Below are 14,281 nucleotides of genomic sequence, written 5' to 3' on the forward strand. Positions count from 1 at the left end.
TCTTGTGTCCTTACCGAAATAAAGTGATTAACCTTTGGCTAACCACTAAACTTGGTCGTCGGGGCGGGCCAGCTCGAAAAGGTCCTTGACGATCGTGTAGTCGCGGTAGCCCAGGCGAGAGGCGGGCTGCGCCACGGTCAGGTCATAGCGCCCGTCCACCAGGCAATCGTCGCGCATATGCACGCCAGTGACTTCTCCCAGCACCAGGAAATTGCTCTTTCCCGCCAAGGGGATGATCTGCGTCATCCGGCATTCCAGGCTTGCCGGGGCGGCCGCGACCCGCGCACAGGGGATCGTCTCGCAATCGACCTTTTCCAGCCCGGCATGGAGGAATTCATCCTCCCCCGCCGGCAACGTCTTGCTGCTCGCGTTCATCGCGTCCAGCAACTCGTGCCCGACGATGTTCACGCAAAACACACCTGTTTCGCGGATGTTCGACACGTTGTCCTTGGTGTCCCCCCGGTCTGCCTTGGACCCGGTCGAGGCGAACATCACCTGCGGCGGCACATAGGCGACCGCGTTGAAGAAGGAATAGGGCGCAAGGTTGTCCCGCCCCTGCGCATCGCGGGTCGAGATCCAGCCGATCGGGCGCGGGGTCACGATGGCGTTGAACGGGTTGTGCGGCAGGCCATGGCCGTCGGCCGGACGATAGAACATGGGCAACTCCTTGGTTTGAAACCCATCTAGCGTCATGCTAGCCCTGCATCCAGTGTAATCGGGGGACCGCAGGCCCAGTGTTTAGCTACGCACAGGAAACGCCAGACGATTGGTGGGAGGTCGAAGCGCTTTACGACCTTTGTTTTGCCCCGGGCCGGACGGCCCTGTCCTCGTACCGGCTGCGCGACGACGTGCCCCCCGTGGCCGACCTGTCGCTGGTCGCGCGGGATGCCGACGGCACACTCAGCGGGGCGATCCGCTACTGGCCGGTGATGGTGGGCGACACGTCGGGCACGCTGCTGCTGGGCCCCGTGGCCGTCCACCCCACCCACCAGGGCGAAGGGCTGGCGGCCGTGCTGATCCGCGACAGCCTGTCGATGGCCGCGCGCCGGGGCTGGGCGCGGGTGCTGCTGGTCGGGGACGCGCCCTATTACAACCGCTTCGGGTTCGACAAGCTGACGGGGGTCGAGATGCCGCCCCCCACCAATCCGGACCGCATCCTCGGGCTCGAGCTGCTGCCCGGCGCCTGGGACGACGTGACCGGCCCGGTCACCCGGTTCAGCACGGGTTGATCTGAGTCAAGGCGGCCCGTCCCGCGTCCTGCCAGTTTACGTTGCGACATGAACGGACAGGACCCGCCCCATGCAGACCGACCGCACAAACAAGCTGCGCCGCCACGCGGCTCTTTTCGACGACATGGCCAGCACGCTGGGGATTGACCTGCAAGAGGCCGCGCTGAGCGGCGCGCTGCCGTTCGGACAGATTGCCGATGCGGTACTCGCCTGCACAGACTGCGCCTGCGTTCGGGCCTGCGACGATGTCCTGGGTGCGGCGGCGAAGGGAGAGGGACAGCCCCTCGCCGCCCCCGGCTATTGCCGCAACCGCTCCCTCCTGGACCGCCTGCAACAGGAGACGGGGGCATGAGCGACCGCATCGGCGACATCCGCGACCATTACTGGCTGGTCCAGCGCATGGCCAAGGCCGTCGGCGTCGACCTGGCCGAGGCCTGGGACAAGGCCGCCATCGAGGCCGAGGATTGGGCCGGCATGGTCCACCAGTGCCAGCAGTGCGACTGGTCGCAGGGCTGCCAGCGCTGGATGGACCAGCGCGCGCTGGACCAAGAGCCCGCCCCGCCCCCCGAGGGCTGCGAGAACCGGCATGTCTTTGACCAGCTGCGCGCGATGCAAAAGAACGGCTGACCCCTTCCCTAGCGCCGATCCCCTCCCTATATATTCACGAAGCTGAACATGTAGTGCGAGGGCCGAGCAATGGCCGAAGGAAAAAAGATCACCTGCCTCGACTGCGGCCAGGTCAACCGGGTGCCCGAGGGCAAGCTCGCGGCCGGACCGAAATGCGGCACCTGCGGCAGCCCGCTGATGGGCGCCAAGGTGCGCGAGGTCGACATGGCCACGCTGCGAAAGGCCGCCCAAACCGACCAGGTGCCGCTGGTCGTGGATTTCTGGGCGCCCTGGTGCGGCCCGTGCCGGATGATGGCGCCGGAATATTCCAAGGCGGCTCAGGCGCTTGACGGCCAGGTGCGGCTGGTCAAGCTGAACACGCAGGATCACCCCGAGGCCGGCCAAGCCTATGGCATCCGCGGAATTCCCACGATGGCCGCCTTTGCCGCCGGGCGTGAGAAAGGCCGACAGTCAGGCGCCATGCCTGCCGCGCAGATCGAAAGCTGGATCAAGGCGCATATGAGCTGACACCGGGCGGACCACGCCCCCCCGAAACGCGAAACGGCGACCCAGGGGTCGCCGTTTTCGTGTCTGCCGAAAGATTTCGCGTCAGGCCGCGACGGCCGCCAGTTCTCCGCCCATCGGGTCCTTGCCGGCTTCGCGCATCAGCACCGCCAGCGGCAGGGTGGTCGAGACCAGCATGTAGATGCCAAATGCGGCCAGGAGACCGAAGCCAAGGAAAACGCTTGCCGCGATGGCCGACACCAGACCTGCGATCCCGCCGATAACGAAAGCCATGATTGCCATTGTCGCCGTCCTTTTCCCTTGGGCGCCTGTCTCGCGCTGTAGGGTCAGATAACTGTCGGAATCGGGCACGAATGTGGCACGGATGGACCCATTTCGGGTCATGCATCGCCAGGGCGCCTCACACAACCCGGTCGATGTCTGAAATTTCCGAATAGTTTTCAGTGTCTTAAAAAGATTCCCGAACTCGCTCCATTCACCGGCGCTCAGCGCAGCCGGGCGGCCCGGGCAAGATGCGCGGGCAAACGCCGCAGCACAGCGCGAGTCAGGTCGGGGTATTCAAGCTCCCCGGCCATCATGCGCAGGTAGTCACGTTTCAGCCCGCCCTGGCCTGAAAACGCCTTGAGAAAGGCCCGTCGCATGGGCCGGGCAAAGATCAGCAGACGGATCGCGCGCGCCTGTCGCAGCGCCGTGTGGATCGGTTTCAGGCTCTCGGTGTAGCAGGGCAGTGCCGTGCCCGGCGCGCCCTCGGCCAGGGCCTCAACCGCGGCATGTCCGGCCAGGGCACCGCTTTGCATGGCATAGGCGATGCCCTCGCCGGTGATGGGGTCGACGAGGCCGGCGGCATCTCCGCACAGCAGGACGTCGCCCTGCCCCGGCACCTTGCGGAAGGCGCCGAACGGCAGGTGGTGCCCCTTGATCTTCGGCGGGTCCGTCACCCCAAGTTCGGCCATGTAGGCGGCCATCGACGCTTTCATGTCCGGATTGCGGCTCAGCACGCCGCCGACGCCGATGGTGGTGCTGCCCGACTTGGGGAAGGACCAGCCATAGCCCCACTCCGCCGCACCGAAGTCGATGCGGATCGCCGGATCACCCGTCTGCGGCGGCGCCTCGATCTCGAAGCCGAACCCGATGTGCCGGGCGTCAAAGCTCTCGCCGAACAGCGCCCGGGCGACACGGCTTTTCACACCGTCCGCACCGATCAGCAGCCGGCCCGACAGCGCCCGGCCACCCTCGAGCGTGACCACCGTGCCCTCGATGTCCTTCACCAGCCCGGTGATCGCCTCGGCCCCCGCCGCAACGGCATGCTCATGGATGGCGTTGTCCAGCGCCAGCCGCGTGGTCAGGTACATGGGCGGGACGTCCGTTATCACGCCCAGCGCCTGGCCATGGGCGTGGAACTCGTAGCGGTCGCGGCGGTCGGTTTCGACGGGGTCGGTGCCGAAGATCTCGCGGTACAGCGCCATCGACCGCCCGGTGAAGCCGCCGCCGCACAACTTGTCGCGCGGAAAGACATGACGGTCGACCAAGGCCACGCGCAGCCCTGCGAGGGCAGCCACGAACGCTGCCGCGCCCCCGGCGGGGCCCGAGCCGATCACGATCAGGTCATAGCTGTCCATGGCGCTCACATGACAGGGCGTGTCGCGTCGGACAAGGCCCGATCAGAAGACGGTGACGACGGTCCCCACGGGCACGCGCTGGTACAGGTCCATGACGTGCTCGTTCAGCATCCGGATGCAGCCGTTCGACACCGATTGCCCGATGGAATTCGGCGCGGTCGTGCCGTGGATGCGGTAATAGGTGTCGCGCCCGTTCTGGAACAGGTACAGCGCCCGCGCGCCCAGCGGGTTGCCCGGGCCACCCGGCTGGACATAGTCGTTGTCCTTGAACTTGCCGTAGGCGCCGGGGTCACGTTCGATCATCTCGTCGGTCGGGCGCCAGGTCGGCCATTCCTTCTTGACCGAGATGGTGGCCGTACCCTGGAAACTCAGCCCCGCCTTGCCGACGCCCACGCCATAGCGCATGGCCGTGCCGTCCTCCATCGTGAGGTACAGGAAATGGCTTTGCGGGATAATGAAGATCTGCCCGGCCGCGTAGGGTTTCTTGAGGCTGACAAGCTGCGGCATCAGCTCGGGCGCCAGCTGGAACGCGGTCTGCGCGATGGCCGGCGCGGCAAGCGTGGTGGTTGCGGCGGCGGCAAGCCCGGTGGCAAGGAAATGGCGGCGGGGGATCATGGCAGGCTCCGACTGTGGCTTCGGTCGATAATTGTGCTGTTCAAGTGCAGATTGTCAAATATGTCCATGCCGGAAATGACGGGCGCGTGAGGCACCACCGCCCCAGCCGCGGCCCGATTAACCCGTTGTTAAGCCTGCTGCGGCGTGATGGAGCCATGACACATGCCTCCGCCTCCCCCGATTCGCCTCCGGATCTGATCGACCTCTCGGTACCAACGACAGACGGCGGGCCACAGCGTCTGTCGGTCCATCTCGGCCGGCTGCTGGCGCGCCTCAGGCCCACTCAGGACGCCGGCGACGACTGGACTGCCAGGGTCCGGCAAGAGATGGCGCGCACTGCGCCCGCCTTCGACGCCCATGTGGCCGATTGCAGCGACACCGACGACATCATGAGGCGCGAGGAGGCGCTGGCCATTGCCCGGCGCAGCCTGCAACGCCGCCCGCCCCGGCCCGACGCATAGGCCGGGCCGGGACGCCGCGTCTCAGCGGCTGAACTTCTTGTGCTTCATGCGCTTGGGTTCCAGCGCATCGGCCCCGAGGCGACGCTTCTTGTCTTCCTCGTAATCCTCGAAGTTGCCCTGGAACCATTCCACATGCGCCTCGCCCTCGAAGGCCAGGATATGCGTGCAGATCCGGTCGAGGAAAAAGCGGTCGTGCGAGATCACCACCGCGCAGCCGGCGAAATCGACCAGCGCATCCTCGAGCGCCCGCAGGGTTTCGACGTCCAGGTCGTTCGTCGGTTCGTCAAGCAGCAGGACGTTGCCGCCCTCTTTCAGCAGGCGCGCCATGTGGACGCGGTTGCGTTCCCCGCCCGACAGCAGGCCGACCTTCTTCTGCTGGTCGCCGCCCTTGAAGTTGAAGGCGCCGCAATAGGCGCGGCTGTTCATCTGGGCGTCGCCCAGCTGGATCACCTCGGCCCCGCCGGAGATCGCCTCCCACACGGTGTCGCCCGGGTTCAGGTCGTCGCGCGACTGGTCGACATAGCTCAGCTGCACCGTATCGCCCAGTTCGATGGTGCCTTCGTCGGGCTGTTCCTGCCCGGTCAGCATCTTGAACAGGGTCGACTTGCCGGCGCCGTTCGGGCCGATCACGCCGACGATGCCGCCCGGCGGCAGGCTGAAAGACAGGTTCTCGATCAGCAGCTTGTCGCCCATATGCTTCTTGAGGTTCTCGACCTCGATCACCCGTCCGCCCAGGCGCTGGCCGTTCGGGATGACGATCTGCGCCTTGCCGACCTTCTCGCGCTCGGACTGGTTCGCCATTTCCTCGTAGGCCTGGATCCGGGCCTTGGACTTGGCCTGGCGCGCCTTGGCGCCCTGCCGCATCCATTCAAGCTCGCGCTCCAGCGTCTTCTGCTTGGCCTTGTCCTCGCGCGCTTCCTGCGACAGGCGCTTGGCCTTCTGTTCCAGCCAGGCCGAGTAATTGCCCTCGTAGGGGATGCCCCGCCCGCGATCCAGTTCGAGGATCCAGCCGGTGATGTCATCGAGGAAATAACGGTCGTGCGTGACGCAGAGGATCGTGCCCTTGTAGTCGATCAGGTGCTGTTGCAGCCAGGCGATGGTTTCGGCGTCAAGGTGGTTGGTCGGTTCGTCCAGCAGCAGCATGTCGGGCGCTTCCAGCAGCAGCTTGCACAGCGCGACGCGGCGCTTTTCCCCGCCCGACAGGGTCGCGACGTCGGCGTCGTCGGGGGGGCAGCGCAGCGCCTCCATCGCGACGTCGATCTGGCTGTCGAGATCCCACAGGTTGTCGCTGTCGATCTCGTCCTGCAGCGTGGCCATCTCGTCGGCGGTCTCGTCGCTGTAGTTCATCGCCAGCTCGTTGAACCGGTCCAGCTTGCCCTTCTTTTCCGCCACGCCCAGCATGACGTTCTCGCGCACGCTCAGGCTTTCGTCCAGCTGCGGCTCCTGCGGCAGGTAGCCGACCTTGGCGCCTTCGGCCGCCCAGGCCTCGCCGCTGAAATCCTTGTCCCAGCCGGCCATGATGCGCAGCAGGGTCGATTTACCCGCGCCGTTGACGCCGACGACACCGATCTTGACCCCCGGCAGGAAGGACAGGCGGATGTTCTCGAAACATTTCTTGCCACCCGGATAGGTCTTTGAGACGCCATCCATGTGGTAGACATACTGATAGGCCATTCGAATATCCTCGCCTCGCATTTCGGGTTCGGCCCCTGATAGAGGAGGGGCGCTTCCCGTGCAATCCGGCGCTCAGAGATGTTTCTCGAAGAAATGATCGGGGTACGGGTCGTCGTTGAACCGGTCGATCTCGGCCCAGCCGCGCCCGCGGTACAGCGCGACCGCCTCGTGCAGGGCCGAGTTGGTGTCGAGCCTCAGCGTGGCGATCTCCAGCCCCCGCGCCATGTCTTCGATCCGGTCCATCAGCCGGTGCGACAGGCCAAGCCCGCGCGCGGCGGGGGCGATCCACAGCCGCTTGACCTCGGCCACCGCGCCGCCCTGCCCTTTCAGCCCGACACAGCCCAACGGTATCCCGTCCGACCAGGCGACCAGGAAGCCGCCGCGCGGGGCACGCATGTCGGCGGCATCGGGGTCGCGGCTGAGGTTCACATCAAAGCCCTGCGCGAACCGCTCGGCCAGTTCGGCGTAGTAGCGTCCAAGGCAATGGACCGAGGCGGGGTCGGTCGGGTCGGTCTCGGCCAGCGCGATCCGCTCCTGCCCGAGGGTCGAGGCGATCAGGTCCATCGCATCAAGCAGCCGCGACATGCGGGGATGGCGCGACAGGATCTCGGCGGCGAAATCCTGCGACAGGCGTTCGTATTCCGCGACCTCGGCCTTGCCGGCCTCGGTCAGTCGGGCGATGCGGCGCCGGCCGTCCCCGGGGTCGGCCGCAAGCATGATCAGCCCCTCGGCTTCCAGCGATTGCAGCCCGCGCGACAGCTGCGCCTTGTCGATGCCCAGCGCCCCCAGCAATTGCCCGACCTCGGCCCCCTCCGGCCCGATGCCGGTCAGCATCCGCGCGACGCCCAGGGGGCGGCCCCGGCCAAGGTAGGATTGGTCCAGCGCCCCGATCTCGAGGGCGACGGCGCGGTTGAAACGGCGAAGGCGTGCGACGGGGTCCAGCATGATCGTTGACTACCGTCAACCAAATCCCGTCGCAAGGGCCAATCGATGGGAAAGATTGACTTCGCCCCGGGGCGCGTCAAAACCAAGGCGATGCGAAACGGCTTTCCATATGCGCGCCGGGGCCAGGTGATCGGCCTGTTGGGCGGGTCTTTCGACCCGGCCCATGACGGCCACGTCCAGCTGACCGAAACCGCGTTGCGGCGGCTGCCGCTCGACCGGGTGTGGTGGGTCGTGAGCCCGGGCAACCCGCTGAAGGCGCAAGGCCCCGCCGGGATGGCGGCGCGGATCGGCCATGCGCGCCGCCTGATGGATCACCCCCGCGTCGAAATCACGGACATCGAGGCGCGCCTTGGCACCCGTTTCACCGCCGAGACCCTGCGCATGCTGCGCCGTCGCTACCCGGGCGTGACCTTCGTCTGGCTGATGGGGGCGGACAACATGGTGCAGCTCTCGCGCTGGCGCGACTGGAAAGAGATCGTGATGACGACCCCCATGGCGATCTTCGCCCGGCCCGGCATCCGCATCGCGGCGCGCACCGCCAAGGCGGCGACCGTGTTCCACCGCGGCCGGCTGCGGGCAGAGCAGGCGGCCCTTCTGCCGCGCCGCAAGGCCCCTGCCTGGGTGTTCCTGAATATGCCGATGACGCCGGTCTCCTCCTCGGCGATCCGCGCCTCGGGCGGGTGGCTGCCGACCGGCGCCGAGGCTGCGAAAAAGTGAAACCGCGCCGCTTGTCCCCCTTGCCCCACCATGATTAGGCTGACCGCGATGGAAAAACAGCTCAGCAGACGCGCGGTCCTGTCGGGACTGCTGGCCAGTGCCGCGGGCGCCGCCACGGCCAACCCGCTGGCACGCTCGCTGCGTCCCCATGCGCGGCCGGATGGTGCGGCGGCGCCGATCCCCGACTTCGACGGTCTGCGCCCCAAGGCGCGCGACGAGGACCTGATCCTGCGCCTCGCCCCGCCGGCCGAAGAGCTGATCGCCGAGGCGCGCCTGGGCGGTCATGTCAGCTATTCCGTGGTCGACGTGAAGACGGGCCTCGTGCTCGAGGAACATGACACCGGCACGACCATGCCCCCGGCCTCGGTCGCCAAGGCGCTGACCGCGCTTTACGCGCTGGAAACGCTGGGCCCCGAGCACCGGTTCGAAACACAGGTGCTGGCAACCGCGACGCCGAAAGACGGCGTGCTGGACGGCGACCTGGTGCTGGCCGGCGGAGGCGATCCGACCCTCGACACCGACTCGCTGGCCGCGCTGGCGCAAAAGCTCAAGGACAGCGGGCTGCGCGAGGTGCGTGGGCGGTTCCTGGTCTGGGGCGGCGCGCTGACCCAGGTGCCCGAGATCGACCCGGACCAACCCGACCAGGTCGGTTACAACCCGGCCGTGTCGGGGCTGAACCTGAACTTCAACCGCGTGCATTTCCAGTGGACCAAGGCGGGCAGCAATTACACGGTCGCGATGGATGCCCGCAGCGCCAAGTACCGGCCCGAGGTCTCGGTGGCGCGGATGCAGGTCTCGACCCGCGGCTCGCCGGTCTACACCTACGACGACCGCGGCGGGCGCGACGAATGGACCGTGGCGCGCGGCGCGCTCGGCACCGGCGGATCGCGCTGGCTGCCGATGCGCAAGCCCGAGATCTACGCCGGCGAGGTCTTCCAGACCTTTGCCCGGTCGCAGGGCATCGTGCTGAAAGCGCCCGAAAGCGCTGGCGCGCGCCCCTCCGGCCCCGTGCTGGCGCGGCAGCAAAGCGCGCCATTGCGCGAGATCGCGCGGGACATGCTGCTTTATTCCACCAACCTCACGGCCGAGGTGCTGGGCGTCGCCGCCACGACCCGGCGCACCGGCCGCGTGCCCGCCACGCTGCGCGCCAGCGCCGCGGCGATGAACAGCTGGGCCCGCGAGGTCCACGGCATGCAGGGCACGGAACTGGTCGATCATTCGGGGCTTGGTGCCGACAGCCGCGTGTCGACGGCGTCGCTGGCCACGTTGCTGGCGCGGGTCGCGCAATCGGACCTGCCGCCGCTGCTGAAGGACATCGCGATCCGCGACGACCAGGGCCGCCCGCAGCCGAACCACCCGATCCAGGTGGTGGCAAAGACGGGCACGCTGAACTTCGTCAGCTGCCTGGCGGGCTATGCGACGGGGCCGGATGGCACGCAGATGGCCTTTGCCATCTTCACCGCCAACATGGACGAACGCGCCGGCATCCCCCCCGAGGACCGCGAGCGCCCCGCCGGGTCGAGCTACTGGAACGCCCGGTCCAAGCGGCTGCAACAGGCGCTGATCCAGCGGTGGTCGTTCTTGTACGCGACTTGAGGCAAGCCTGCGTCCGACGATCACCCGTGTCCTCGCACACCGCAGGTCTCGGCGCCCGTCTCAGCCTGATCGCCAATGGCCGCTCCGAGCCCGATGCGGTCTCTGGTTCACCTCTCGTCGAAAAGCGGGCGCGGCTCCCTGGTGCCTATTCCGGGAGGGTCACTCCACTGCCCCCCATTTCAGACGGGAAGTCCTTCATCTTTGGTAGGCCATCAACCATCCGGAGGACAGTCTCGCCATAGTTGACATGGATGCCGGGTTCGAAAATCTGGTCTGGGATCGTGGCGGCATATACATCCATCAACCCCCACTGTGGATGATAGGTCATCACATGTCCGCCGCATCGCGAGCAGAACTGGCGGTCCGAGCGATCAGTCTTCTTGAAATGGCCGATTTGGTCTGCACCTCGAATGACCACCACGTTTTCGTCCTTGAATAAGGTGAACGCATTGACAGGCCCGGCAGACCACGAACGGCAAGACGCACAATGACAGTATCCCATCGCTTCCGGGGGTCCTGAAACTTCGATTTCCACCGCGCCGCAGAAGCACGTTCCTTTTGTCGGATTAGACATTTTGGGAGTCTTTCAGTCGCAGATGTAGTAGGCGCATTGCCTTCTCTCATCGCGAACAGAGACCATAGCAGCTTTCGCCCGGCTACAGGCATAATTTCGATGCGCCAAGTTTGCAGGCGGGTTCCACGGGTAACTCGGACGCCAAGAGGCATAGAGCCAGTCTACGCGAAGGATGCCAAAAGCCCGCTTTGTCCGACTAGCAGACGTCACAAAGTCCGCCGCCCCTCACTCCACCATATGCCGCACGCGCGAGCCGCGCTCGATGGCGGCGGCGTGCAGGCGGTCGATGTTCAGCTCGTAGCGGATCTCTTCCAGCAGGCGCAGCTCGGTCTCGGCGGTCTTGCCGTCGGCGGCCGCCACATCGCAGGCGAGCGCATAGCCGGTCTCGAACAGGCGCTCGGGCAGGTTGGCGCGCACGAGGCCGAACAGCGCGTCCAGCCCGTCTTCCTGCTCGAACAGGTCGAACACGATCTTGGCCATGTCCTTGATCCGGTCGGCGTCGTAATTGCCGAAGATCGGCAGGTTGCCCACGTCGCTCTCGATCTTGACCAGTTCGGCGGTGCGGATGTTCTCGTCCGACACGGACACGGCGATCATCAGCGCGACAAGGCAATCCTGCGGGCTGAGCGGGTGGGACATATCGGCGGGCATGGGACATCTTTCCAAATCGTTGTCGATGCAGAGGATATGGCCCCCGGGGCCGCCCCGCAACAGCCCTGCGCCATATTGACCTGAGACGACCACGGGCGTAGGACGCGCGCTGTTGTTCCCGGGCGGCCCCCGCCGCCCCGCGAGAATGGAGAGAGACATGTCCGATCTGCGCGACGCCGCGATGCGTTCGAAAGCCTGGCCCTTCGAAGAAGCGCGCCGGGTGCTGAAACGCTACGAGAAAGCGCCGCCGGAAAAGGGCCATGTCCTGTTCGAGACCGGCTATGGCCCCTCGGGCTTGCCGCATATCGGCACCTTTGGCGAGGTGCTGCGCACGACGATGATCCGCCGCGCCTTCGAGGTGATCAGCGACATCCCCACGCGGCTCATCTGTTTCTCGGACGACATGGACGGCATGCGCAAGGTGCCGGGCAACGTGCCGAACCAGGACCGCCTGCGCGAGGACCTGCAACGCCCGCTGACCTCGGTCTACGACCCGTTCGAGACGCATGAAAGCTTTGGTCACCACAACAACGCCATGCTGCGCCGGTTCCTTGATACCTTCGGGTTCGAATACGAATTCTTCTCGGCCACCGAGTTCTACAAGTCCGGCCAGTTCGACGAGGTGCTGAAGCGCGCGGTCGAGAAATACGACGACATCATGAAGGTGATGCTCAAGTCGCTGCGCGATGAGCGGGCGGCGACCTATTCGATCTTCCTGCCGATCCACCCCGAAACCGGCCGCGTGCTTTACGTGCCGATGAAGGAGGTGAACGCGCAGGACTACACGATCACCTTCGACGACGAGACCGGCCGCGAATGGACCCTGCCCGTCACCGGCGGCAATGTGAAGCTGCAGTGGAAGCCCGACTTCGGCGCCCGCTGGGCCGCGCTGGACGTCGATTTCGAGATGTACGGCAAGGACCACAGCACCAACACGCCGATCTACGACGCGATCTGCGAGATCCTCGGCACCCCGGCGCCCGAGCATTTCACTTATGAGCTGTTCCTTGACGACAAGGGGCAGAAGATCTCCAAGTCGTCGGGCAACGGCATCTCGATCGACGAATGGCTGACCTATGCCTCGACCGAGAGCCTGTCGTATTTCATGTTCCTCAAGCCCAAGACGGCCAAGCGTCTGTATTTCGACGTGATCCCCAAGGCGATGGACGAATATCACCAGCAGCTGCGGGCCTACCACGATCAGGACATCGACAAGCAGCTGGCGAACCCGGTCTACCACATCCACAACGGCGATGTGCCGCGCTCGGACATGGTGGTGACCTTCTCGATGCTGCTGAACCTCGCCTCTGCCGCCTCGGCCGAGGACAAGTCGGCCCTGTGGGGCTTCATCGCGAAATACGCGCCCGATGCCACGCCCGAGACGCATCCGGGCCTCGATGCGGCCGCCGGCTATGCGGTGCGCTACTACAACGACTTCGTGAAGCCCGAGAAAGTCTACCGCGCCCCGACCGAGCAGGAGCGCGCGGCACTGACCGACCTGCGCGCGGCGCTGGCGGACGCGGGCAAGGCGCTGGAGCTGATCGCGCAGAAGAACGCGCTGGACGGCAAGGACGAACCCGCGCCGGCCGTGGACTATACCGACGAGGATTTCCTGCAGAGCATCGTCTTTGCCGTCGGGAAGGTGCATGGATTCGAGCCGCTGCGCGACTGGTTCAAGGCGATCTACGAGGTGCTGCTGGGCGCCAGCCAGGGCCCGCGGTTCGGCAGCTTCATCGCGCTTTACGGCCGGGACGAGACCATCGCGCTGCTCGATGACGGGCTGGCCGGCAAGCTGGCCGCCTGACGCGCACACCCGGCTCGGGCACCCGGGCCGGACCACACTTGAAGCGTCATACGGGCCACGCCACACGTCTTGCGCGAAGTACTGCCCTTGCGCCGCCTCTCGGCGGGTTTCGAAACACGTGCAGGACCGGTAAGATCGTGGAAACGTGATCGGGGCAATCTGCGACGCGAGAGGGATTCGGCATGAAGATCATCGTCCATTTCGGGCCGCCCAAGACGGGCTCGACCGCCATCCAGGCCGCCATCTGGCAGAACCGCAAGACGCTCGAGGAGGCTGGCATCCTGCTGCCGCTCTGGGGCCACGACCCGGTGCGCGCGCTGGCGACGCTGTATCACCATCCCGACCGACCGCTGGTGCCGGCCCTGCGCACCCATTTCCACACGCCCGAGGCGGCGATGCGCTGGTCCGAGAATTCCTGGCAGCGGCTGGAAAGGACCGTGGCCGAGCAGCGGCCGCACACGCTGCTGATCTCGTCCGAGCATTTCGCGTCGCTCAAGGACAAGGAGCCCTTCATCGCGCGGCTGCGCGCCTTGTCGCCGGACATTCACTGGATCGGCTATGCGCGCGATGCCGCCTCGCTTTACATTTCGTCTCTGGACCAGGCGATCCGCAGCGGCGCGCGGATGAAGGATCTCGAGTCGCCCTGGGAATTCACCTATCCCAAGACCAATCGCTACAAGATCTACCTGCAGGAATTCGGGCCCGAGCGGGTCACCGTGCGCATGCTGGACCGGGCCACGCTGGACGAAGGCGACGTGGTGCAGGATTTCTTCAACCGTGTGCGCGAGGCGGGCGTCGAGGTGCCGCCGATCAAGTCGCCGCAGGGGCAGTTGAACGCCTCGCTGTGCGGGGCGGCGACGGCCTACCTGCTGACGATCAACTACGGGTTCGATCGCTGGGACACCGGCGATGGCGGCACGGTCAAGGAACGCATGGCCCTGATCGACCGGCTGCGGGGCGCGCCGACCTTGCAGGACATGCCGCGGCTGGCCTTCCCGGATGACGCATTGCGCAACGTCGTGCGCTGGCGTGCCCGCGAAGAGCTGCGTTGGATCAACGGCAAGTTCGGCACCGAGCTGGACGATGGTCGCCCGGCCGGCGCCTGGCCGACCTGGGACGAACAGCGCGGCATCCTGCGCGACTGGATCATGGGATATTACAATCCCGAGGCCATGGCCAAGGTGCTGCCGGTCGCGATGAACGATCCACGTGTGAAGGCCGGCGCCAGCGCGGTGCAGGCGGCCTGAAGGCGTGCCCCGGGCGGG

General features: G+C 66.3%; 17 protein-coding genes. 9 read left to right on the forward strand and 8 right to left on the reverse strand.

Annotated features, from left to right (window positions below):
• Nucleotides 1–45: 45 nt before the first annotated feature.
• On the reverse strand, nucleotides 46–657 hold the full coding sequence (locus MF270_RS11110; RefSeq protein ID WP_238365949.1) for a flavin reductase family protein: 612 nt from the start codon (nucleotides 655–657) through the stop codon (nucleotides 46–48).
• Between the two features lie 77 nt (nucleotides 658–734).
• Here MF270_RS11110 and MF270_RS11115 point away from each other — a divergent pair, with 77 nt between their 5' ends.
• The 4 genes from MF270_RS11115 to trxC all read left to right on the forward strand — a co-directional run bounded on the left by MF270_RS11115 (nucleotide 735) and on the right by trxC (nucleotide 2,363).
• On the forward strand, nucleotides 735–1,229 hold the full coding sequence (locus MF270_RS11115) for a GNAT family N-acetyltransferase (RefSeq protein ID WP_238365950.1): 495 nt from the start codon (nucleotides 735–737) through the stop codon (nucleotides 1,227–1,229).
• A gap of 70 nt (nucleotides 1,230–1,299) precedes the next feature.
• On the forward strand, nucleotides 1,300–1,581 hold the full coding sequence (locus MF270_RS11120; protein WP_238365951.1) for a DUF6455 family protein: 282 nt from the start codon (nucleotides 1,300–1,302) through the stop codon (nucleotides 1,579–1,581).
• A complete protein-coding gene (locus MF270_RS11125; protein WP_238365952.1) occupies nucleotides 1,578–1,856 on the forward strand; it encodes a DUF6455 family protein in 279 nt (92 codons plus the stop codon). The genes MF270_RS11120 and MF270_RS11125 overlap by 4 nt, the downstream gene beginning before the upstream one ends.
• A gap of 69 nt (nucleotides 1,857–1,925) precedes the next feature.
• Nucleotides 1,926–2,363, forward strand: coding sequence for a thioredoxin TrxC (trxC, locus tag MF270_RS11130; RefSeq protein ID WP_238365953.1), 438 nt, complete (start codon nucleotides 1,926–1,928; stop codon nucleotides 2,361–2,363).
• An 81-nt stretch (nucleotides 2,364–2,444) separates the two neighbouring features.
• Here trxC and MF270_RS11135 read toward each other — a convergent pair whose 3' ends face one another.
• The 3 genes from MF270_RS11135 to MF270_RS11145 form a co-directional block, all read right to left on the reverse strand.
• Nucleotides 2,445–2,633 (reverse strand): hypothetical protein, encoded by a 189-nt coding sequence (locus tag MF270_RS11135; RefSeq protein ID WP_238365954.1) that lies wholly within the window; start codon nucleotides 2,631–2,633, stop codon nucleotides 2,445–2,447.
• Between the two features lie 212 nt (nucleotides 2,634–2,845).
• Nucleotides 2,846–3,979, reverse strand: a complete 1,134-nt coding sequence (locus tag MF270_RS11140; RefSeq protein ID WP_238365955.1) for an NAD(P)/FAD-dependent oxidoreductase — start codon at nucleotides 3,977–3,979, stop codon at nucleotides 2,846–2,848.
• Nucleotides 3,980–4,021: 42 nt separating this feature from the next.
• Nucleotides 4,022–4,594, reverse strand: coding sequence for a L,D-transpeptidase (locus MF270_RS11145; RefSeq protein ID WP_238365956.1), 573 nt, complete (start codon nucleotides 4,592–4,594; stop codon nucleotides 4,022–4,024).
• A gap of 155 nt (nucleotides 4,595–4,749) precedes the next feature.
• Here MF270_RS11145 and MF270_RS11150 point away from each other — a divergent pair, with 155 nt between their 5' ends.
• Nucleotides 4,750–5,055 carry a hypothetical protein gene (locus MF270_RS11150; protein ID WP_238365957.1) on the forward strand — a complete coding sequence of 102 codons (306 nt, stop codon included), beginning with the start codon at nucleotides 4,750–4,752 and terminating at the stop codon, nucleotides 5,053–5,055.
• A gap of 21 nt (nucleotides 5,056–5,076) precedes the next feature.
• Here the strand turns inward: MF270_RS11150 and ettA are convergent, their stop codons facing one another.
• Nucleotides 5,077–6,729, reverse strand: a complete 1,653-nt coding sequence (ettA, locus tag MF270_RS11155; protein WP_238365958.1) for an energy-dependent translational throttle protein EttA — start codon at nucleotides 6,727–6,729, stop codon at nucleotides 5,077–5,079.
• 72 nt (nucleotides 6,730–6,801) lie between these two features.
• A complete protein-coding gene (locus MF270_RS11160; RefSeq protein ID WP_238365959.1) occupies nucleotides 6,802–7,674 on the reverse strand; it encodes a bifunctional helix-turn-helix transcriptional regulator/GNAT family N-acetyltransferase in 873 nt (290 codons plus the stop codon).
• 90 nt (nucleotides 7,675–7,764) lie between these two features.
• On the opposite strand from MF270_RS11160, the gene MF270_RS11165 reads away from it, so the two are divergent.
• Nucleotides 7,765–8,391, forward strand: coding sequence for a nicotinate-nucleotide adenylyltransferase (locus tag MF270_RS11165; protein ID WP_238366045.1), 627 nt, complete (start codon nucleotides 7,765–7,767; stop codon nucleotides 8,389–8,391).
• Nucleotides 8,392–8,439: 48 nt separating this feature from the next.
• Nucleotides 8,440–9,987: a D-alanyl-D-alanine carboxypeptidase/D-alanyl-D-alanine endopeptidase gene (gene dacB / locus MF270_RS11170; protein WP_418887879.1), complete on the forward strand. Its 1,548-nt coding sequence runs from the start codon at nucleotides 8,440–8,442 to the stop codon at nucleotides 9,985–9,987.
• Between the two features lie 145 nt (nucleotides 9,988–10,132).
• On the opposite strand, the gene MF270_RS11175 is transcribed toward dacB, so the two are convergent.
• Both MF270_RS11175 and MF270_RS11180 read right to left on the reverse strand, forming a co-directional pair.
• Nucleotides 10,133–10,561, reverse strand: a complete 429-nt coding sequence (locus MF270_RS11175) for a GFA family protein (RefSeq protein WP_238365961.1) — start codon at nucleotides 10,559–10,561, stop codon at nucleotides 10,133–10,135.
• A gap of 225 nt (nucleotides 10,562–10,786) precedes the next feature.
• Nucleotides 10,787–11,212, reverse strand: a complete 426-nt coding sequence (locus MF270_RS11180) for a tellurite resistance TerB family protein (protein ID WP_238365962.1) — start codon at nucleotides 11,210–11,212, stop codon at nucleotides 10,787–10,789.
• Nucleotides 11,213–11,369: 157 nt separating this feature from the next.
• Between MF270_RS11180 and MF270_RS11185 the strand changes: the two genes are divergently transcribed.
• Nucleotides 11,370–13,016, forward strand: a complete 1,647-nt coding sequence (locus MF270_RS11185; RefSeq protein WP_238365963.1) for a lysine--tRNA ligase — start codon at nucleotides 11,370–11,372, stop codon at nucleotides 13,014–13,016.
• 182 nt (nucleotides 13,017–13,198) lie between these two features.
• A complete protein-coding gene (locus MF270_RS11190; RefSeq protein ID WP_238365964.1) occupies nucleotides 13,199–14,263 on the forward strand; it encodes a hypothetical protein in 1,065 nt (354 codons plus the stop codon).
• Nucleotides 14,264–14,281: the final 18 nt, after the last annotated feature.

This window comes from Mesobacterium pallidum, assembly GCF_019966535.1.
Classification (GTDB): Bacteria; Pseudomonadota; Alphaproteobacteria; order Rhodobacterales; family Rhodobacteraceae; genus Mesobacterium; species Mesobacterium pallidum.

Coding starts and splice junctions, on each gene's coding strand:
- MF270_RS11110 (WP_238365949.1), bottom strand. CDS start 657: ATGTTCTATCGTCCGGCCGACGGCCATGGCCTGCCGCACAACCCGTTC.
- MF270_RS11120 (WP_238365951.1), top strand. CDS start 1,300: ATGCAGACCGACCGCACAAACAAGCTGCGCCGCCACGCGGCTCTTTTC.
- MF270_RS11125 (WP_238365952.1), top strand. CDS start 1,578: ATGAGCGACCGCATCGGCGACATCCGCGACCATTACTGGCTGGTCCAG.
- trxC (WP_238365953.1), top strand. CDS start 1,926: ATGGCCGAAGGAAAAAAGATCACCTGCCTCGACTGCGGCCAGGTCAAC.
- MF270_RS11135 (WP_238365954.1), bottom strand. CDS start 2,633: ATGGCTTTCGTTATCGGCGGGATCGCAGGTCTGGTGTCGGCCATCGCG.
- MF270_RS11140 (WP_238365955.1), bottom strand. CDS start 3,979: ATGGACAGCTATGACCTGATCGTGATCGGCTCGGGCCCCGCCGGGGGC.
- MF270_RS11145 (WP_238365956.1), bottom strand. CDS start 4,594: ATGATCCCCCGCCGCCATTTCCTTGCCACCGGGCTTGCCGCCGCCGCA.
- MF270_RS11150 (WP_238365957.1), top strand. CDS start 4,750: ATGACACATGCCTCCGCCTCCCCCGATTCGCCTCCGGATCTGATCGAC.
- ettA (WP_238365958.1), bottom strand. CDS start 6,729: ATGGCCTATCAGTATGTCTACCACATGGATGGCGTCTCAAAGACCTAT.
- MF270_RS11160 (WP_238365959.1), bottom strand. CDS start 7,674: ATGCTGGACCCCGTCGCACGCCTTCGCCGTTTCAACCGCGCCGTCGCC.
- MF270_RS11165 (WP_238366045.1), top strand. CDS start 7,765: ATGCGAAACGGCTTTCCATATGCGCGCCGGGGCCAGGTGATCGGCCTG.
- dacB (WP_418887879.1), top strand. CDS start 8,440: ATGGAAAAACAGCTCAGCAGACGCGCGGTCCTGTCGGGACTGCTGGCC.
- MF270_RS11175 (WP_238365961.1), bottom strand. CDS start 10,561: ATGTCTAATCCGACAAAAGGAACGTGCTTCTGCGGCGCGGTGGAAATC.
- MF270_RS11180 (WP_238365962.1), bottom strand. CDS start 11,212: ATGCCCGCCGATATGTCCCACCCGCTCAGCCCGCAGGATTGCCTTGTC.
- MF270_RS11185 (WP_238365963.1), top strand. CDS start 11,370: ATGTCCGATCTGCGCGACGCCGCGATGCGTTCGAAAGCCTGGCCCTTC.
- MF270_RS11190 (WP_238365964.1), top strand. CDS start 13,199: ATGAAGATCATCGTCCATTTCGGGCCGCCCAAGACGGGCTCGACCGCC.